General features: G+C 62.5%; 20 protein-coding genes. 13 read left to right on the top strand and 7 right to left on the bottom strand.

What is annotated here, in order from left to right; translation table 11 throughout:
• Positions 1 to 60: 60 nt before the first annotated feature.
• Positions 61 to 753, bottom strand: coding sequence for a sigma-70 family RNA polymerase sigma factor (locus RBA40_RS19760; protein ID WP_306649469.1), 693 nt, complete (start codon positions 751 to 753; stop codon positions 61 to 63).
• Positions 754 to 913: 160 nt separating this feature from the next.
• Here RBA40_RS19760 and clpP point away from each other — a divergent pair, with 160 nt between their 5' ends.
• Positions 914 to 1,528, top strand: coding sequence for an ATP-dependent Clp endopeptidase proteolytic subunit ClpP (gene clpP / locus RBA40_RS19755; RefSeq protein ID WP_306649468.1), 615 nt, complete (start codon positions 914 to 916; stop codon positions 1,526 to 1,528).
• A gap of 164 nt (positions 1,529 to 1,692) precedes the next feature.
• On the opposite strand, the gene RBA40_RS19750 is transcribed toward clpP, so the two are convergent.
• On the bottom strand, positions 1,693 to 2,088 hold the full coding sequence (locus tag RBA40_RS19750) for a hypothetical protein (RefSeq protein ID WP_306649467.1): 396 nt from the start codon (positions 2,086 to 2,088) through the stop codon (positions 1,693 to 1,695).
• A 239-nt stretch (positions 2,089 to 2,327) separates the two neighbouring features.
• Here RBA40_RS19750 and RBA40_RS19745 point away from each other — a divergent pair, with 239 nt between their 5' ends.
• Positions 2,328 to 3,044: a pseudouridine synthase gene (locus RBA40_RS19745; protein WP_306649466.1), complete on the top strand. Its 717-nt coding sequence runs from the start codon at positions 2,328 to 2,330 to the stop codon at positions 3,042 to 3,044.
• Positions 3,045 to 3,065: 21 nt separating this feature from the next.
• Complete coding sequence (locus RBA40_RS19740; RefSeq protein ID WP_306649465.1) at positions 3,066 to 4,064, top strand: fumarylacetoacetate hydrolase family protein; 999 nt, start codon at positions 3,066 to 3,068, stop codon at positions 4,062 to 4,064.
• A 55-nt stretch (positions 4,065 to 4,119) separates the two neighbouring features.
• Here RBA40_RS19740 and RBA40_RS19735 read toward each other — a convergent pair whose 3' ends face one another.
• Positions 4,120 to 4,608: a DUF6328 family protein gene (locus RBA40_RS19735; RefSeq protein WP_306649464.1), complete on the bottom strand. Its 489-nt coding sequence runs from the start codon at positions 4,606 to 4,608 to the stop codon at positions 4,120 to 4,122.
• A gap of 160 nt (positions 4,609 to 4,768) precedes the next feature.
• Between RBA40_RS19735 and flhB the strand changes: the two genes are divergently transcribed.
• Positions 4,769 to 5,947 (top strand): flagellar biosynthesis protein FlhB, encoded by a 1,179-nt coding sequence (flhB, locus tag RBA40_RS19730; RefSeq protein WP_099875562.1) that lies wholly within the window; start codon positions 4,769 to 4,771, stop codon positions 5,945 to 5,947.
• A complete protein-coding gene (gene flhA, locus RBA40_RS19725) occupies positions 5,944 to 8,028 on the top strand; it encodes a flagellar biosynthesis protein FlhA (RefSeq protein WP_306649463.1) in 2,085 nt (694 codons plus the stop codon). The genes flhB and flhA overlap by 4 nt, the downstream gene beginning before the upstream one ends.
• 170 nt (positions 8,029 to 8,198) lie before the next feature.
• On the opposite strand, the gene RBA40_RS19720 is transcribed toward flhA, so the two are convergent.
• On the bottom strand, positions 8,199 to 8,492 hold the full coding sequence (locus tag RBA40_RS19720; RefSeq protein ID WP_306649462.1) for a GIY-YIG nuclease family protein: 294 nt from the start codon (positions 8,490 to 8,492) through the stop codon (positions 8,199 to 8,201).
• A 184-nt stretch (positions 8,493 to 8,676) separates the two neighbouring features.
• On the opposite strand from RBA40_RS19720, the gene flhF reads away from it, so the two are divergent.
• From flhF to RBA40_RS19690, 6 genes are all read left to right on the top strand, one after another.
• On the top strand, positions 8,677 to 10,002 hold the full coding sequence (gene flhF / locus RBA40_RS19715; RefSeq protein WP_306649461.1) for a flagellar biosynthesis GTPase FlhF: 1,326 nt from the start codon (positions 8,677 to 8,679) through the stop codon (positions 10,000 to 10,002).
• 37 nt (positions 10,003 to 10,039) lie between these two features.
• A complete protein-coding gene (locus RBA40_RS19710; protein ID WP_374710523.1) occupies positions 10,040 to 10,822 on the top strand; it encodes a MinD/ParA family ATP-binding protein in 783 nt (260 codons plus the stop codon).
• 15 nt (positions 10,823 to 10,837) lie between these two features.
• Entirely contained in the window at positions 10,838 to 11,569 is a 732-nt protein-coding gene (locus tag RBA40_RS19705; RefSeq protein ID WP_099875567.1) for an RNA polymerase sigma factor FliA, read from the top strand.
• Entirely contained in the window at positions 11,551 to 12,297 is a 747-nt protein-coding gene (locus tag RBA40_RS19700) for a flagellar motor protein (RefSeq protein WP_306649459.1), read from the top strand. The genes RBA40_RS19705 and RBA40_RS19700 overlap by 19 nt, the downstream gene beginning before the upstream one ends.
• A 2-nt stretch (positions 12,298 to 12,299) precedes the next feature.
• On the top strand, positions 12,300 to 13,058 hold the full coding sequence (gene motD, locus RBA40_RS19695; RefSeq protein ID WP_099875569.1) for a flagellar motor protein MotD: 759 nt from the start codon (positions 12,300 to 12,302) through the stop codon (positions 13,056 to 13,058).
• A 120-nt stretch (positions 13,059 to 13,178) separates the two neighbouring features.
• Positions 13,179 to 13,679: a hypothetical protein gene (locus RBA40_RS19690; protein ID WP_306649458.1), complete on the top strand. Its 501-nt coding sequence runs from the start codon at positions 13,179 to 13,181 to the stop codon at positions 13,677 to 13,679.
• Between the two features lie 175 nt (positions 13,680 to 13,854).
• Here RBA40_RS19690 and RBA40_RS19685 read toward each other — a convergent pair whose 3' ends face one another.
• Positions 13,855 to 14,958: a M35 family metalloendopeptidase gene (locus RBA40_RS19685; RefSeq protein ID WP_306649456.1), complete on the bottom strand. Its 1,104-nt coding sequence runs from the start codon at positions 14,956 to 14,958 to the stop codon at positions 13,855 to 13,857.
• A 431-nt stretch (positions 14,959 to 15,389) separates the two neighbouring features.
• Between RBA40_RS19685 and RBA40_RS19680 the strand changes: the two genes are divergently transcribed.
• Together RBA40_RS19680 and RBA40_RS19675 are read left to right on the top strand one after the other, a co-directional pair.
• On the top strand, positions 15,390 to 17,267 hold the full coding sequence (locus tag RBA40_RS19680) for an amidohydrolase (RefSeq protein ID WP_306649455.1): 1,878 nt from the start codon (positions 15,390 to 15,392) through the stop codon (positions 17,265 to 17,267).
• Positions 17,268 to 17,775: 508 nt separating this feature from the next.
• Positions 17,776 to 18,318, top strand: coding sequence for a hypothetical protein (locus RBA40_RS19675; protein ID WP_306649454.1), 543 nt, complete (start codon positions 17,776 to 17,778; stop codon positions 18,316 to 18,318).
• A 105-nt stretch (positions 18,319 to 18,423) separates the two neighbouring features.
• Here RBA40_RS19675 and RBA40_RS19670 read toward each other — a convergent pair whose 3' ends face one another.
• Together RBA40_RS19670 and flgM are read right to left on the bottom strand one after the other, a co-directional pair.
• Positions 18,424 to 18,897: a flagellar protein FlgN gene (locus tag RBA40_RS19670; protein ID WP_306649453.1), complete on the bottom strand. Its 474-nt coding sequence runs from the start codon at positions 18,895 to 18,897 to the stop codon at positions 18,424 to 18,426.
• 30 nt (positions 18,898 to 18,927) lie between these two features.
• Positions 18,928 to 19,233 (bottom strand): flagellar biosynthesis anti-sigma factor FlgM, encoded by a 306-nt coding sequence (flgM, locus tag RBA40_RS19665; protein ID WP_306649452.1) that lies wholly within the window; start codon positions 19,231 to 19,233, stop codon positions 18,928 to 18,930.
• Between the last annotated feature and the right edge of the window lie 2 nt (positions 19,234 to 19,235).

The following is a 19,235-nucleotide window of genomic DNA, read 5'->3' as shown; positions in this document are numbered from 1 at the left end:
GTCGCGCAGAATGGCCGGCCATGCCGGATGCATTTTCCGGGGACGCGCGGCGCCTTGACCCTAGGCCGCCAGCACGGCGCCGTACGACGCATCGTTGGCACATGCGCCGGCACGGATCCGCAGGCGAGGGGATGGGTGCACCGATACCGGCTGCTCCTCACCGAGCAGGGTCACCATCGCCGCCACGTCCATGCCGTTGATCGCGGCCTGGAAGCGGCGTACCAGCTCGCGGCAGAGTTTTTCGCTGGCCGGCGCCGCGTCGTCGTCGTCACGCAAGCGCCGCCGCGCGCGCGCCAGGTATTGGCGTGCATTCACGGTAGTGGTGCCGAGCGCCGCCGCAATGTCGGCATGTTCGCGTTCAAAAACTTCATGCAGGATCAATGCCAGCCGCTCGGACGGCGACAGGCATGACAGCAGGCGCGCCAGCGCTTCACCCAGTTCGGCGCGCCGCAGCAAGCCATCCTCCGGCGGCGCGGGCGGCACATCGGGCACCAGTTCCAGGGCGGTACGCGCGGCCAGCATATCGCGGGCGCGCTTGCGCAGGCAGTCGATCGACTGGTGCTGCACGACGGTGGTCAGCCAGGCCGCCGGCGTGGCCAACGCCGCCTGTTCGGCACCTTGCCACTTGAGAAAACAGTCCTGCACGATGTCCTCGGCTTCCGCCTCGCTGCCGACGATGCGGCGGCTGATCGCTGTCAGGCGCGGCCGAAGCTGTTCGAACAAGGCACCGTCGGTATCGGTGGTGCGCGGCATCGGGAATCTCCTGTGAGGGTGCGGGTACCACATGACGCCCGGCACTGCCCGGATGTGACACGCCGGCGATATTTTTTTTCGATGTCACATGGCGCCGGGCCGCATGCGTCAAGCGGGCAGAATCGACTCAGCGATTCAACTCTACCGCGAAAGAACGCTTATGACTTCGAATTTTCCAATGGGGCTGGGCCTGGTGCCCACCGTTATCGAACAGACAGGACGCGGCGAGCGCGCCTTCGATATTTACTCGCGCCTGCTGAAAGAGCGCGTGATTTTCCTGGTCGGCGAAGTGACCGAGCAATCGGCCAACCTGATCGTCGCCCAATTGCTGTTCCTGGAATCGGACAATCCCGACAAGGATATTTCGCTCTACATCAATTCGCCGGGCGGCTCGGTGTATGCCGGCATGGCGGTCTACGACACGATGCAGTTCATCAAACCGGACGTGTCGACCCTGTGCACCGGTTTCGCCGCCAGCATGGGTTCATTCCTGCTGGCGGCCGGTGCCATCGGCAAGCGTTACGCCTTGCCCAATGCCCGCCTCATGATGCACCAGCCGCATGGCGGCTCGCAGGGCGTGGCCGCCGACATCGAAATCCAGGCGCGCGAAGTGCTGTACCTGCGTCACCGCCTCAATACCATCTATGCCGAACGCACCGGACAAACGCTGGCGCAAATTGAAAAGGATTCGGACCGCGACAATTACATGTCGGCCGCCGACGGGGCGCAATACGGCCTGATCGACCGGGTACTGGTGACGCGCGAGGGATATTGAGGCCTGCGATGCCTGCTCATCCCGTGCCGGAAGGCCGGGAGCGCTTGATCCGTCGTCGCAAAGTTGCAACAATGACGACTCCGCATCAGGACCGGAGCGCAGGCTTGCCGGAGCGGGACCTTGCCGGCGCGCGCAAGGGCGCCGGCGACAGTCCGGGGACGCGATCAGTCGATGCAGGCATCGCTGCTGTCGGCGTCGACCATGCGCAGGCGTTCCACGTTGTGTTCTGCGCAGTCGATGTCCAGGACAGCTTGGCCGGCGCAATCGGTGTTGTTGACTTGCACCGTATCGCCATCGTAGCCCTGCGCGAAACCACCCTGGCTGAGCCATTCCTGAAAGCCATTGTTGGCCTGCGCATACCAGCGCGCCTGCGGCGACACGCGCACCATGCCCGGCACCAGCATGCGCGGCAGATGGATGCCGCCGGTCCAGCGCGCTATCGCGTCACGCGTCGTCTCCAGCGCCGACTGGGCCAGCGGATTGTCGGGAAGATTGTCGGCGGCCGATTCCAGGAAGTCGGCGGTGTTCATTTGCGTGGCGGCGGAAGTAATGGTGCGCATCCTGGTCCTCATCATGTTTGTCCGGTTCAATTGCCCTAGTGTTACCGTAAGCATTCGCAGGTAGCGTTAGGCCGATTCCTACTGAGGTTTCAGTTTAACAATCAGGCTCTTGCCATTCTTGATCTGTGTCAAAGATGCGTAAAGGCTCTTCCTTAACACGCCATCTATCGGGTCTTAATCCTACAAAGCGCTAGGAGCATTCCTATCCGGTCAAACGCGCATCTGGTAAAGTCTCGCCCATGAGTAAATTATCCCTGGACCGCATCCTGCAATCGCAGGGCTTCGGCACACGCAAATATTGCCGCGCCCTCATTGAAGACGGCGAAGTCGTCATCAATGGCGCCCCCTACACCGACTACAAGACCGCCATCGACACCGATGGGCTGGTCATGACGATCTTCGACGATGAATGGGTTTACCGCGAACATGTGTATATTGCGCTGCACAAACCCGTCAATGTCGAGTGTTCGCGCAAGCCGAGCCATCACCCCGGCGTGCTGACCTTGCTGCCCGAACAATTCACCTGGCGCGACGTGCAGCCGGTGGGCCGGCTCGATCACGACACCACCGGCATGTTGCTGATGTCGGACGATGGCCCGTTTATCCACACCCAATCGTCGCCGAAGCGGCACATCCCCAAGATATATCAGGCCACCACGCAGGACCCCGTCACGCCTGAACTGATTGCGCAACTCCTGTCCGGCGTCAAACTGCACGACGAGCCGGCGCCGCTGGCGGCCCTGAGCTGCGTCCAGCGCGGCGAGCACCAGCTCGAAATCGTGCTGGAACAAGGCAAGTACCACCAGGTCAAACGCATGCTGGCCGCGGCCGGAAATCATTGCAGCGCGCTGCACCGGTCCGCCATCGGCCAGCTGACGCTGGCGTCGCTCGGCCTGGCCGAAGGCGAGTGGTGCTATCTGGATCAGGCCAGGCTGGACTTGCTGGTGCCGGGTTGAACGCGCGCGCCGGATAAGATCATGAAATTAGCCACACTCAAGGATGGTAGTCGCGACGGCCAGCTGGCAGTCGTCTCGCGCGACCTGAAAACGGCGCACCTGGCCGACGGCATCGCGCCCACCCTGCAGGCGGCGCTGGACGACTGGGCATTCATCTCGCCCCAGCTGAGCGATATGTACCAGATGCTCAACAGCGGCCGGACATCGCGCAGCGTCGATTTCGATCCCGCCACATGCATGGCGCCGCTGCCGCGCGCGTTTCAGTGGGCTGACGGCTCGGCGTACGTCAATCACGTCGAGCTGGTGCGCAAGGCGCGCAATGCCGACATGCCGGCCTCGTTCTGGGAAGATCCGCTGATGTACCAGGGCGGCAGCGACGATTTCCTGGGGCCGACGGACGAGATCGTCCTGGCGCACGAGGAGTGGGGCATCGATTTCGAGGCCGAGGTGGCCGTGATCACCGGCGACGTGCCGATGGGCAGCACGCCGGACCAGGCGTTTCAACAGATCAGGTTGCTCATGCTGGTGAACGACGTCTCGCTGCGCAACCTGATTCCGGCCGAGCTGGCCAAAGGCTTCGGGTTTTTGCAGTCCAAGCCAGCGTCCTCGTTCTCGCCGGTGGCAGTCACGCCCGATGAGCTGGGCGAGCACTGGCAGGATGCGAAGGTGCACCTGCCGCTGCGTTCGACCTGGAATGGCAAGCTGGTCGGGCAGCCGCATGCCGGTGTCGATATGGTATTCAACTTCGCGCAACTGCTGGCACATTTGTGCAAAACCCGCAATGTGCGGGCGGGCACGATCGTCGGTTCCGGCACGGTGTCGAACAAGGATGCCAAGCGCGGCTATTCGTGCATCGCCGAAAAACGCGCGCTGGAGATGATCGCCGATGGCGTCGCTAGCACGCCCTTCATGCTGTTTGGCGACACGATCAGGATCGAGATGCACGATGGGGCAGGAAAGTCGATTTTTGGCGCGATCGAGCAGACGGTCAAGCAGGCCGAGGCGAAGAAGAGCCGCTGACGCCTGTCCTTCCCGCGCCGTGACGGCGCGGGTCGGGAACGACGGCGAACAGTGTCTAGTAGCCGTGCATTCGCTTCAGATAAGCCGGCAACAGCCACCATATGGATAGGATAAAGGTGGCGATCCCGCCCGCCGTCACCATCCCCACAACGCTGCCGAAGACTTCCGAAATCACCAGATTGGTCGCCAGTATCAAAGCCACCCCCAGGGTAAATGCCCCCGCCACGATCTGCCGCGTCGCTACCCGCTTGAAGCGCGCGCGGTCGTTCAAGGGCCGCATCAGGCGGTGCTGAATGGCTGGTGCACTCAACAACACCAAACTCGTCAACGCCAGCACGAAGGTTGCCAGGAACACCATTTTCTCGGTCTGCACGATCTGGCGGAAACCGCCGTTGAATGGCAGGATGATCAGAAACGCCGTCAACATCTGCGCCCCGGGCAACAGAATGCGCTGCTCGCTGAGCATGTCGGAAAAGTCGCCATCCTCCTTGAGGTCGGCCGCGACAAACGGCTCTTGGGGATCGGGCGGAACCAGCGAATTCATGATGTTCGTGTAGAAGTTGATAATTTTTAATTATACGAGAGCTCGCGCTACACCCCCGTTCGCCTGCCACTGTCCGAATTGAGCCCTGTTTGCCGCCTTAATCGCTGGATAGTTCCAGAGCAATTTCGCGAATAATGGCATCTGTTAACGGGAGCCTGGCATGTCAGACAGTAGCGACGCAGAAAAGACAGAAGCAGCGTCACCCAAGCGATTGGAGCAGGCGCGCGAAGAAGGCGACGTGCCCCGATCGCGTGAAGTGGCGACGTTTACTGTCCTGATGACGGCCGGCTGCAGCCTGTGGTTCTTCGGCGCCGGCATCGTGCGCCAGCTCAACGCGACCATGGTGTCCGGCCTGTCCATGGACCGCGAGCAAATCTTCAACCCCAACGCCATGATCCTGCGCGTGGCCAGCGATATCGCCCAGGTCATGCTGGCCTGCCTGCCGCTGGCCATCGCCGTCATGATCGTGGCGCTCGCTTCGCCCCTGCTGATCGGCGGCTGGCTGTTCAGCAGCAAGTCGTTCATGCCCAAATTCAGCAAGCTCAACCCCGTGCGTGGCCTGACCAACATGGTGTCCACCAACGCGCTGGTCGAATTGCTCAAGGCGATCGCCAAGACCATCGTGGTCGGCACCATCGCCTGGATGGTCGTGATGAGCCAGAAAGACGCCGTCATCGGCCTGGCCGTCGAGCCACTGAAAAGCGGCAGCGCCCACATGGTCGACCTGATCGGTTCGGCGTTTCTGTACATCGTCGGCGGCCTGGGCATCGTGGCCGCGATCGACGGCCCGTACCAGATCTGGCACTACGCGAACAAGCTCAAGATGACGCGCCAGGAAATGATCCAGGAGTCGAAAGAGTCGGACGGCAATCCCCAGATCAAGGGCAAGATTCGCCAGATGCAGCGCGAGATGTCGCAACGCCGCATGATGGCCGACGTACCGACCGCCGACGTGGTGGTCACCAACCCGACCCACTACGCGGTGGCGCTCAAGTACGCCGATGGGCAGCGCGGCGCCCCGCGTGTGGTGGCCAAGGGTAGCGATGAAGTGGCGGCCCGCATCCGCGAACTGGCCAAGGAAAACAATGTGGCCCTGCTGGAAGCACCGGCCCTGGCCCGTGCGCTGCACAAGCACACCGAGATCGGCGACGAGATTCCGGAAGCGCTGTACTCGGCGGTAGCGGAAGTGCTGGCATATGTGTTCCAGCTGCGCGCCTACAAGAAGGATGGCGGAACCTACCCCGACCGTCCGAGCAAGCTGCGCGTACCACCCGAGCTCGACCCGCATGACCCGGCATCGCAAACCAAACCTGAACCGAAGAACGGAGCCACACCATGAATCGCCTGAACATGCCGTCGTGGTTAAGTGCAATGAAAGGCGGCGGCAACGCCCTCGCGGCGCCGGTCATCATCATCATGCTGCTGATGATGATGATCCTGCCGCTGCCGGCCTTCGTGCTGGACGTGTTCTTCAGTTTCAACATCGCCCTGTCGGTCATCGTGCTGCTGACCAGCCTGTACACGGTCAAGCCGCTCGACTTCATGGCCTTCCCGACCATCCTGCTGGTGTCGACCATGCTGCGCCTGTCGCTCAACGTGGCCTCGACCCGTATCGTGCTGACCGAAGGCCACACCGGCGGCGCCGCGGCCGGCAAGGTGATCGAAGCCTTCGGTCACTTCCTGATCGGCGGCAACTACACGGTCGGTATCGTCGTGTTTATCATTCTGACCATCATTAACTTTACCGTCGTCACCAAGGGTGCCGGCCGTATCGCCGAAGTGGGCGCCCGTTTCGCCCTGGACGCGATGCCGGGTAAACAGATGGCGATTGACGCCGACCTCAACGCCGGCCTGATCGCCGAAGACGAAGCGCGCCGCCGCCGTACCGAAGTTGCCCAGGAAGCCGAGTTCTACGGCGCGATGGACGGTGCCAGCAAATACGTGCGCGGCGATGCCGTGGCCGGCATCATGGTGACCGTCATCAACGTGGTCGGTGGATTGCTGGTTGGTATCTTGCAACACGACATGGCCTTCGGCGAAGCGGCCAAGACCTACACCCTGCTGGCCATCGGTGACGGTCTGGTGGCGCAGATTCCATCGCTGATCATCTCGACGGCTGCCGGTATCGTGGTGTCGCGCGTTGCCAGCGACCAGGACATCGGTACCCAGCTGGTGCATCAGTTGTTCGCCAAGCCGGAAGTGCTGTATATCACCGCCGCGATCATTGGCGGCATGGGCTTGATTCCTGGCATGCCGAACCTGGTCTTCCTGCTGCTGGCCGGCGCGCTGGCGGGCAGTGCGTATATGGTCAACAAGAAGGCCAAGGCCCCGCCGCCGGAAGAAGTCGAAGCGCCGCCGCCGGTTGCCGCGCCCGAGCAGGAAGAAGCCAGCTGGCAAGACATCATGCCGGTCGATACGCTGGGGCTGGAAGTCGGGTATCGCCTGATTCCGCTGGTCGACAAGACCCAGGGCGGCGAGCTGCTCAAGCGCATCAAAGGTATCCGCAAGAAGTTCGCGCAGGAAGTCGGTTTCCTGGCGCCACCGGTACACATCCGCGACAACCTGGAGCTGAAACCGTCGGCCTACCGCATCACGCTCAAGGGTGTGGAAGTCGGTAGCGGCGAGTCGATGAACGGACAGTTTCTGGCGATCAATCCGGGCATGGCCAGCGGTAACCTGCCTGGCCTGGTGACTACCGATCCGGCGTTCGGCTTGCCTGCGGTGTGGATCGATGCCGGGCTGCGCGATGAAGCGCAGAGCATGGGTTATACCGTGGTCGATGCCGGTACAGTGGTGGCAACGCACCTGAATCATTTGATCACGACGCACGCGTCGGAGTTGCTGGGCCGGGCCGAAGTGCAGGCGCTGCTCGATCATCTGGCCAAGGAAGCGCCGAAGCTGGTGGAAGACCTGGTGCCGAAGCTGGTGTCGCTGTCGACCTTGCAGAAAGTGTTGCAGAATTTGCTGGTCGAAGGCGTGCACATCCGTGATATGCGCACCGTGATCGAAACCCTGGCCGAATATGCCCCGCAAACCCAGGATCCGGCCGACCTGACCGCCGTGGTAAGGATTGCGCTGGGACGTGCGATTGTGCAGCAGTTGTTCCCGGGCACGAATGAATTGTCGGTGATGACCCTGGATAACCGGCTTGAGCGGCTGTTGATGCAGGCGCTGGGGACCAACGGGGATGGCGCCGGGATCGAGCCTGGCCTGGCCGATACGATTGCGCAGCAGGCCGGCGCGGCCGCGGCGCAGCAGGAACAGATGGGCTTGACGCCGGTGCTGCTGGTGCCGGGTCCCTTGCGGGCGATGCTGTCGCGTTTCCTGCGCCGGGCATTGCCGCAGCTAAAGGTGCTGTCGCACAATGAGATTCCGGAGACCAAGACGATTCATGTGACCAGTTTGGTGGGGGCGCAGTAAGGAGCTATCTTCCGACCATTACCCTCGTCGTTCCTGCTCCGACAATACCCCGTCGTTCCCGCGAAGGCGGGAATCCATAGCACCTCAGTTTAGCGGATGTGCTATAGGCTCCCGCCTGCGCGGGAGAGACAGCTTGACGGTCAGTGGCCAAAGTCGGGTTGCGGCCTTTTTCACGGTGTGAAATCGTCGTACAGATCCCGCCACGTCGCATTGCCCGTCGAGATCATCTTCACCTTCCAGGCACGTTCCCATTTCTTGAGCTGCTTCTCCCGCTTGATGGCCTCCATGATGTCGCCGTGTGTTTCGTACCAGACCAGCCTGCTGATTTTGTGCTGTTTGGTGAAACCTTCGACCACGCCGTGGCGGTGCTCCCATACTCGCCGAACGAGGTCCGATGTCACTCCAATATATAAGGTGCCATAGCGGGCGCTGGCCAGAATATATACATAGCTGTGCTTATCCATCCCGCCATACTGGACCAAGCAGAATGCCGGTAATCCTGTCCCGATCAAACGTGCGCGGCAGCTCCACCGAAATGAACCCCTTTTACCGTCCTTCTCCCTCGATCGTTTCCAAACTGCATCGTCAATAATGGATCCTGTCAGTGCCTCATGTGAGCGCACCCAGCAGGAACCCCAGGAGTTGGCGATGAATGTCAAAAAATTTACGGCTGCAACATCCCGCGACGCACTGCGTAAAGTACGCGAAGCGCTCGGGCCCGACGCCGTCATTCTGTCCAACCGTCCGGTCGACGGCGTGGTCGAAATCCTCGCCCTCGCCAGCGACGACGTCGCCTCGATCTCGTCGCCCGCCCACGAATCCGAGATGGCCCAGCCGCGCCCATCGCTGTCGATCCCGCCCGAAACCTACGCCAACCGCCGTGTCGCGCCCACGCCAGTCCCGGCCTACGCCGCGCCGGAATCGTTCGACATGTCGATGATGGCCTCGCAAATGTCGTCGATGATGCAGCAAGCCATGAATCAGGCCAAGGACAGCGCCAGCGCCGAAATGTCGGGCATGATGAATGAAATCCGCGCCATGCGTGGCTTGATGGAAAGCCAACTGGCCGAAATCGCCTGGGGCACCACCCAGCAGCGCGAGCCGCAAAAAGCCGGCGTGCTGCGCGAAATGCTGGCCGCCGGTTTCTCGGCCAGCCTGTCGCGCTACCTGATCGAAAAACTCCCGGCCGGCAAGGATGCCGCCGACAGCCTGCGCTGGATTAAAACCGTCCTCGCGCGCAACCTGAGCACCATCTCGAACGAAGATGAAATCCTGGAAAAGGGCGGCGTGTTCGCCCTGGTCGGCCCCACCGGCGTGGGCAAGACCACCAGCACCGCCAAGCTGGCCGCGCGCTGCGTGATGCGCCACGGCCCGGAAAAGCTGGCCCTGATCACCACCGACGCCTATCGTATCGGCGGCCACGAACAGCTGCGCATCTACGGCAAGATCCTCGGCGTGATGGTGCACTCGGTCAAGGATGAATCGGACCTGCGCATCGCCCTGAAAGAACTGCGCAACAAGCACACCGTGCTGATCGACACCGTGGGCGTGTCCCAGCGCGACCAGAACGTGGCCGAACAGGTGGCGATGCTGTCCGAGACCGGCGCCGACGTCAAGCGCCTGCTGTGCCTGAACTCGACCTCGACCAACGAAACCCTCAACGAAGTGGTGCGCGCCTACCAGGGCAGCGGCCTGGCCGGCTGCATCATGACCAAACTCGACGAAGCGGCCTCGATCGGCAACGTGCTCGACGTCGTGATCCGCCAGAAGCTGAACCTGTTCTATGTCTCGAACGGCCAGCGCGTGCCGGAAGACTTGCACCTGGCCGACCGCAACATGCTGGTCGACCGCGCCTTCCGCCTCAAGCGCGATGCCGCCGCCACCCAGTTTTCGGACGCCGAACTGCCGCTGGTGATGGCCAATACCAGCACCGCCCGCAACGACCGCAGCCTGCGCGAGGTGTCCCTTGGCTAATCACTTCGATTTCGACCAGGCCGAAGGCCTGCGCCGGATGCTGGCCGGCCCCAAGCCGCGCATCGTCACCTTCCTGTCGGCCACGCCCGAAGACGACAAGGGCGCCATGCTGGTCAACCTGGGCGCCTCGCTGGCCCGGGCCGGCAACGACGTGCTCATCGTCGACGCCTGCGACCGCGAATACGGCGTGGCCCAGCGCTTAGGCGTGGCCGACCGCGCCAGCCTGCTGCAAGTGGCGCGCCAGCAGTGCGCGCTGAACCAGATCATCCACCAGGTGCCGCAGGGCTTCGGCGTGGTCAGCATGGCGCGTGCGCGCGGCGGACCGGACGAAGCGCGGCGCCTGGCCAAGACCTTCGACGTGCTGGTCAAGCAGACCGGCATCGTCATCGTCGACGGCGAATTCGGCGACGACGACACCTTTCCGGTGCCGGTCATGGACAGCGCCGAAATCGTGGTCCAGGTCTCCACCAGCGCCGCCTCGATCACGGCCGCGTACGCCCTTATCAAGCGACTTTCGCAACAGTTGGGGCGCCGTCCGTTCGGAATTCTGGTAACGGGCGCATCCGAAGCGGAAGCGAAGGTGGTATACGATAATATGTCATCTGCGGCAAGTCGTTACCTTGCCGTACAGCTCACCTCGATGGGCTCGGTCCCGGCGGACGAATACCTGCACCGGGCCGCGCGCTTGGGCCGGGCCGTGGTCGATGCGTTCCCGCTGGCCGGCGCGTCGGTGGCATTTCGCCAGCTGGCGGGGCGCTTTGCCCTGACGGCCATGCCGCAACTTGGCAGGACAGGGGGGACTTCCCATTTTGGTTCTTAAAACATACTGATAACTATGTACACCGTCAAAGGGAAAGCGGACAAGAACCATCTACTGACGGAGCACATGCCGTTGGTGAAGCGCCTCGCCCACCACATGAAGGCCAAGCTGCCGCCCAGCGTCGAAGTGGACGACCTGATCCAGGCCGGCATGATCGGCCTGCTCGACGCCATCACCCGCTATGAGGAAACCCACGGCGCCCAGTTCGAGACCTATGCCGTGCTGCGCATCCGCGGCGCCATGCTCGACGAATTGCGCAGCAGCGACTGGCTGCCGCGCTCGATGCGCCAGAACATGCGCAAGATCGAAACGGCGATGAGCACCCTGCAGCAACAGCTCGGCCATCCGCCCACCGAATCCGAAGTCGCCAAGAGCCTCAAGCTCTCCCTGGCCGACTACCAGGACATGCTGACCGACGGCGGCGGCCACCAGCTGGTGTACTACGAAGATTTCCACGACAACGAAGGAGGCAACGACAGCTTCCTGGACCGCTATGCGGTGGACGATGCCGATCCGCTGCGCAGCCTGCTCGACGGCGACTTCCGCCATGCCGTCATCGACGCCATCGACAATTTGCCGCCGCGCGAAAAAATCCTCATGGGCCTGTACTACGAAGAAGAACTGAACCTGAAAGAGATCGGGGCCGTCATGGGTGTATCGGAATCGCGCGTGTCGCAATTGCACACCCAGGCGGTCGCGCGCCTGCGGGCGTCCTTGAAGGAGCAGGCGTGGACCGGGCCAGCGTAGCGGGAATCTTCCTGGCGCTGTCAGGCCTGCTGATCGGCCAGGCGCTGGAGGGCGGCAAGCTGTCCTCCCTGGTGCAGCCGGCGGCGTTTGCCATCGTCGTCATCGGCACCGCCGGCGCCGTGCTGCTGCAAAGCGAAGCGGCGACCTTCATGCGCGGGGTGCGCATGCTGCGCTGGGTGTTTTCGCCGCCCCCCAGCCAGCGTGCCGGGCTGGCGCGCGAAATCGCCGTCTGGGGCTTGCATGCGCGGCGCGATGGCCTGCTCTCGCTGGAAAAGTACATGGCCGTCAACAAGGATAAATTCGTCCAAAAAGGCTTGCGCCTGGTGGTCGACGGCATCGCCCCCGACAAGCTGCGCAGCCTGCTGGAGATGGAAGTGACGGCCTACGAATTCGGCGAGCGGCAAGCGGTGAAAATCTGGGAGTCGGCGGCCGGCTATTCGCCCACCATCGGCATCCTGGGCGCGGTGCTGGGCCTGATCCACGTGATGGAAAACCTGAGCGACCCGGCCAAGCTGGGCAGCGGCATCGCGGTGGCCTTCGTATCGACCGTGTATGGCGTCGGACTGGCCAATATGTTCTTCTACCCGATCGCCAACAAGCTCAAGACCATCGTCGCCGAACGGGTGACGCAGTACGAAATCCTCACCGACGTCTTTCACGACATCGCCAGCGGCGACCACTCGCGCGTGATCGAAGAGCGCGTCGCCTGCCTGCTCTCGCGGCCCTGACCATGGCACGCAAAAAGTACGAAGCCGAGCACGAAAATCACGAACGCTGGCTCATTTCGTACGCCGATTTCATCACCCTGCTGTTCGCCTTTTTCGTTGTGATGTACGCCATTTCGGTCGTCAACGAAGGCAAATACAAGGTGTTTTCGGTGTCGCTGGGCGACGCTTTCGGCGGCAAGGACCAGAGCACGGCCAGTGTCGCCAGCAGCAATGTGCCGCAGCTGATCGTGCTGCCCGACCCGCTCATCAAACGGCGCGCCGAAGCCATGCGGCGCGAAAAGGAACGCCTGACCAGCCTCGCGCAAAAGCTCACCTCGACCCTGGCGCCGCTGGTCAGGGAAGGCAAGGTGCGCGTGACGCAAAACAGCCGCGGCGTGAGCGTCGAGATCAATGCCAGCGTGCTGTTCGACCCGGGCGACGCCACCCTCACGCCGGAATCGGACCAGGCCCTGCGCGCGCTGGCGGTGCTGCTCAAGGACGACCCGCACGCGGTGCATGTCGAAGGCCATACCGACCCGACGCCGATCAGGAATGCGCTGTTTCCGTCGAACTGGGAACTGTCGGCGGTGCGCGCGAGCAGCGTGGTGCGCCTGTTCATCGACAGCGGCGTGGGCGCCGAGCGGCTCACGGTGGTGGGGCACGGCGCCAACATCGCCGTGGCATCGAACGACACGCCCGAAGGCCGCGCGCGCAACCGGCGCGTGGCGGTGACGATCCTGTCGGCGCTACCCGATACCACGACCGAGATTCCGACCCGTTGATTCAACCGGGCTGGCCTGATGCGCGAAACGAGGCACAATGGCTGAGAACGGCACAGGCGGGCGACCCGGCCCCGCCGATCGAGAGCCGCAGCCGGGCTGACGAGAACAAGGAGCATGGCGATGAAACGATCACTGGCGGGCGTGTTGATGATCATGGCGCTGGGGCTGGCCTATGCGAAGGATAACCCGATGGTTGGCGTGAGCGAAAAAGTCGCGGTGGCGTCGCGCGGCGGCAAGGTGCTGGTAACCCTGACGGTGAGCAACAAGACGGCGCAGCCGATCTACCTGTGGAAGGTCACCTACCAGAGCAAGCAACTGTTCGGGCCGGAGTTCGACATCAGCGTGGCGGGCAGTGCGGCACCGGTCAATTACATCGGCCCGATGGTCAAGCGCGCGCCGCCGGGACCGGATGACTACATCAAGGTCGAGCCGAACGGCGTGCTACGCAACACGATCGACATCACGGGCGCGTATGACTTCCTCCCAGGCAAGCGCCGCTACCGGCTCAGCCATACCGGCAGTTACGTGCTTGACTTACAGCAGCTGGATAATCCGGTGGCGATGAAGCCGGCGTCGACGGTGTTCACGCATACCCATGTCGCGCAGCCGGCCGAAGAATAATACTCCGCCCAAATCTTTCTTAACCGGGGTCGGAGCTCTGACTCGAAACATTTCTTAATCGTTAATCGGGGTCAGAGCTCGAATGAGCAATTAAAAGCAGGCGGCAGACCTCCGGAACGATAAAAAAACAGCCTGGCCGCTTGCGCTGCCAGGCTGTTTTTGTTCCATCGTCTGCTTATGGCAGCGACGGGGTGTTTTCGCTGAAATATTCGTGCGAATCAGCATTGTCGACGGCTTTCGTCGGGTTGCTGGTCGCCAGGCTGGCGGCGGCCGACTGGCCGTACGCCCAGTCATCGGTGGCGGCGACCACGTTGAAGTGGCTCAGCTCGTGCACCAGGGTGCCGCCTTTGGAATCCGTGCCGGTCGTTGGTGCCGACCAGAACGCGTTGCAGACGTAGATCTTGTACGGCTGCGTCGGGTACACATAGGCGTAGTAGGATTCCTTGCAGCTGCAATCGACCACGATCGGTTTGCTGTCGAGCGCGTTCTTGATGTTGGTAAAGTGCGATTTGACCGTCGAGTAGCGTCCCGAGGTGTAGGCGCCGAACCATTTCTTGTAGCGCGTGCCCTGCAGGCCGTTGTTGAGGTAATTGACGCTGCCGTTGGCCATGTTCTTGGCGGCCGACATGGCCGAGTTGATCGTCGTCTGCTGAGACGAGCTGCAGCTGGCGAACGAGACGCCGGCCGGACCCGCGGCTTGTTGCTTGGCAGCGATCTCGAACGGGTCGGCCACCACGGTGCCGCGCTCGAGGCGGCCATCGATCCACAGCGATACCGGCGCCGAGGCGATCTCGCCGATCTCGCGCTCGCCCTGGCGCGCGTTCACGCTGTTGTCGTCGTCCGAGGTCGAGTTGAACAGGTTGAGCGAGGCGGCGTGGTAGCGCACCGAGTAGTCGCCCGTCACGCTCATGTCGTACATGGCCGACAGCTCCACCTTGGCCGTGTGCGAGGCGCCCGGCTTGAGCAGGTAGTAATCCTTGGCGGTCGGGGCAGGGCGTTTGTAATGGCGGCCCTGGTAAGGGACATCCACGCCGTCGCGGGTCACGTCGAACAGATGATCCTCGACGCCGGCAAACGGGGTGTGCCACTTGAGCACGTATTGCGGCTTGGACGAGGTGTTGGTGATGGTAACGCGCATGACGACATCGTCTTCTTTGCCGAGCGAGGATTTTTCGGGACTCAGGCTGACAGTCACCCCGTTCGACCCCGCCTGGGCTGCCAGGCAGGCTGCTGCTGCTACGATACCGACGCTTGCTTTAACCAAGTGATTCCAGTTCATACAGTTCTCCGTGAGTGAATGTGCTTGTTCTTGAGTGCCGGGCTAGAAACTGCCTCAACAACCCATCGTTACATGGCGCACTTTCACAGGACATACATATTCAACGGAAATTTTGTCGTTTGAGCAAATTCTGAACGTATCGCCAGGGACACAAAAAAATGTGTTTTCGCACAATTTCCTCAATGAAATCAAGCTTGTGGAAAGAGGGATTTCTTATTGGAATTTTATGCGGTGCAAGCCTGCTCGGTATAAATCAAGCAGCACCTGTCCTCGTCATCGAGCTCGCTCATGCCCAGCTTGAAGCAACTGATAGGCGAGGGGCTGCGTTGCGTTCGTCCTGCCGTGTTTAGCGGCAGATATAGGAAACACGCCGGGCAAAGTGTATTCTGTGCCAACGCCACTTACCGCAATCCGACAGAAAGGGATGCAGAATGACCGAAACCCGCGCGCTGCCCGTCAGCGCCACGATGGTGCTGGAACCCGTTGTTGCGCGCGCCGCCGGCGCCGCCTGCGCCGCCGTGCTGGCGCTGCTGCTCGGCGGCGCTACGCCGGCAGTGGCCGCGCCCAAGGCCAAGGCCGCAGAGTCCGGCATGGCCGACACCATCTACCGCAACGGCTACGTCTACACCGTGGACGCCAGCGACAGCGTGCAGCAAGCCCTGGCGGTGCGCGCCGGGCGCATCGTCTACGTAGGCGACAACACTGGCGCCGCCCTGCTGGCCGGCAAGGGCACCCGACTCATCGACCTGCAGGGACGCATGCTCATGCCGGGCCTGATCGACGCCCACATCCATCCCCTGTCCGGCGGCAAGCGCCTGCTGCGCTGCAATCTGAACTACGAAGCGCTGACCGTGCCCCAGTTCCAGGCGCGCATCCAGGCTTGCGTCGACAAGGAAAGCCGTACCAAGGGCATCAAGGAATGGCTGCAGGTGGTCAACTGGTTCCAGCAAAGCATGCTGCCAGCCGGCGTGGAAACCACCCGCGCCACGCTCGACGCCATCAACACCGCGCGCCCGATCGTGGTGCGCTCCTCGTTCGGCCACTCCAATCTGGTCAATACGCGCGGCCTGCAAATGGCCGGCATCACGCGCTCGACGCCCAACCCGGCCACCGGCAAGATCGCGCGCAACGCTTTTGGCGAGCCGACCGGACTGCTGGAAGACGCGGCCATGGACCTGGTCGACAAGCTGCTGCCGAAGACCACCCCGGCCGAGAACATCACCGCCGCCACGTTTGCCATGCAAGCGCTGGCGCGCCAGGGCGTCACCAGTTTTCTCGACGCCAGCAGCGACCAGGAAATCTTCACCGCCTTTGCCGCCATCGAGCGCCAGGGCAAGCTGAGCGCGCGCGCCCATTTCGCCGCCGAAGTGGCCACCGAAGATGGCGCCGATCCGGCGCGCGCGGTGGCCTCCGTGCTCAAGATGGTCAAGCGCTATCACCAGGAAAAGAACGGCATCGCCCCGTCAATGCGCGTGCGTCACGCCAAGCTGTACATGGATGGCGTGATCGCCGCGCCGGCCCTGACCGGCACCATGGTCGCGCCGTACTATGTCGACCGTGGCACGCCGCAGCATCCGCACTGGGTGCCGGGCGACAGCAAGGGGCCGCCGGCCTATTTCCCGCCCGCCGCGCTGAAAGCCATCCTCGGCGCTCTGGCCACGGCCGGCATCGATGCCCACGTGCACGTGGACGGTGACGGCGCGGTGCGCGAAACGCTCGACGCCATCGAGGCCCTGCGCGCCACGCCCGCCGGCAAGGATGCCCGCCCGGCGCTGGCGCATGCCGAAATTGTCGACCCGGCCGACTTCGGCCGCTTTGCCGCGCTCGATGCGAGCGCGGTGCTCTCGTTCCAGTGGGCCAAACCGGCGCCGGACACGGTGGCCGGGCTGAAGGATTATCTGGGTCCGCAGCGCTACGCGATCCTGCAGCCGCAGTCGCTGCTGCTCGATGCGGGCGCGCGTGTGGTGTTCGGCAGCGACTGGCCGGTCGATGCGCTCGACCAATGGTTCGCGCTCAAGGTGGGCGTCACCCGCACCAACTCGCCGGCAGCCGGCCCCGAGTTTGCGGGCAAGCTTGGTCCGGCGCCCGGCATGCCGCGCGCCGCCGTGTTGCGCGCGGCCACGATGAATGCCGCCTATACCCTGCGCCAGGAAGGGCAGGTGGGTTCGCTGGAAGTGGGCAAGCTGGCCGATCTGATCGTGCTGGACCGTAATTTCTTCCAGATTCCGGACGAGGAAATCGCCGACATCAAGGTGTTGCAGACAGTTGTCGGTGGCAAGGTTGTCCACCAAAGTCCGGGCTTTCCGTAGCCGTGCTCGTCATCGCCATCCCATCGCCATGAACCAAGAAGCAGACGCGGTGTGTTCGTCGTGTTGACCGTCGTCTTTTCGATGCCGGGCTGGGGGCGATGTTCTGTTACCGGCGATTTGTCCAGCTCGCTCACGCCAGATAGTCCGACAACGGGCCCTCGGTGGTGGGCGAGGTGCTCAAGTCGCAGGTGGCGGAGGGCCTCATCATTGGTGAAAACGAATACACTTTGTATCAGGCAACGGTGGAATACCACTACACCGTGAAGGCGGCGTTTCCAAGAAAATAGATGTCGATATCGGCAACCATATCCTAATAATTCTGGTGATCCTGGCGGCGACGGGGAGGTGGAGCGCCGCTTTCCGCGCCCCGGCGTACCGGAAAAGCTGTTTTCAAGAGCAAGCCGTTGTTGTTATTATGAATATAAACTTAATAAAATGCATTTTTATTTGCAGCTAGGCACGGCGCGGATGGTAGAATTGCGCCCCTCTCCCCACCCTGCGCTCGCCAATGAAACCTCACAGCAACCCGTTGCGTCTTGTCGTCGCACTTTTCTTCGTTTGGATTCTGGGGAGCCTGACTGGATGCGCCTTTACGCCGCGTGCCGTTGATGGGCAGGAACTCAAGCCGAATCAGGGTTTGCTTGTTTTAAAAATCCGGTCGAACGTCAACGCTCGCCTCGGTTTCCTGGATTTCGCCGGCGAATCTACATTCGGAAATCGATTCGCGGAAAATATGCTCGGACCGAAAGGTTTCGTGTTCGCGACACCCGAAGAACGGTATGTTGTCATTGCATTCGATGCCGGCGAATATATGTGGAGCAAAATCGAGGTGTATCCAATGTTCGCATGGCTGCATGCATCGAACAAGTTCAAGGTGGCTCCAAACGCGATCACCTATATTGGCGACATTCGCGTGAATGTCCTCGACAGACGTTTCTCCTTGAAGGTAAGCGACCGCGAACACGCTATGCGCGAGTACCTTGCGTCGACGTACCCGGAGTATGTGAAGTCGATGCCTATCGTGAAGATGCTTGCCGAACTTCGGCTCTGATGTGCCCCGCCAGCGCCAGCGCGCGCTGGCGTCAGCCGGGCAAGAACGGCAAAACGGCCGCATCCGGCGACCGTTCAGTCAGCACAACAGACAAGGGCAGGGCGTTCAGCCCACCACGTAGCGCTTCGATGGTCCGCCCGGCGCCGCCTGGCCGCGCGGGCCGTACACGGCCGCCTCGCCACCGCTGGTCGGGGTGCGCATCGCATTGATCAAGCCCTGGGTGTGAGACAGTTGCTTATTGATCAGCATGCCGTTGATACGGTTCAATTCCTTGGCTTCGCGCGTCTTGCTCAGCAATGCTTGCCAGCCTGACAAGGCATCCGCCGCACCGCTGGCTTCCACCCACGCCTGCATGCCGCTGTCGTCGGCCGCAAAACCGGCCGCTGCCAGGCTCTGGTGCCGTTGCCGCGCCAGCGCTGCCATCTCGGCCACCACCTGCGCCTTGCGCGGGGTCAGCTCGTCGAGGCCGGCCGTGTCGGCGTTGACCAGCAGTTGCTGTTCCTGCGTCATCAATTCCAGCGCGGAAAAGATCAAGGCAAGTTCCTGCGGCAGGGTTGTGCTCGGGCTGGCTGTGGACATGGTCGTGGTATCGCCGGAAAACCGGCGCCGTTAGCGATTTCGGGAATGCAGCAGATCGCGCACGGTGTCCAGCAAGCCATCCGCCACCTTCTCGGAATTGACCTGGAACTGGCCGTCGGCAATCGCCAGCTTGATGCGCTCGACTTTCTTGGTGTCGAACACGCCATTGTTGTTGCCCACCGCGCTGGCCATGGCCTGGCCCTGCGAGGACAGCTTGACGCTGTCCGAACTGGCGGGCGCGCTGCTGCTGGCTTTTTCGGTGCTCTTGGCATTGGCCGCGGGCGTACTGGCCGCCGGCAGGCCGGGGTTACTCTTTAGGGTATCGTTAATTTTCACAG

Origin of the sequence: Massilia pseudoviolaceinigra (genome assembly GCF_030846505.1) — a bacterium.
GTDB lineage: Bacteria > Pseudomonadota > Gammaproteobacteria > Burkholderiales > Burkholderiaceae_D > Telluria_A > Telluria_A violaceinigra.
This window is presented reverse-complemented; position numbering and strand designations above follow the sequence as displayed.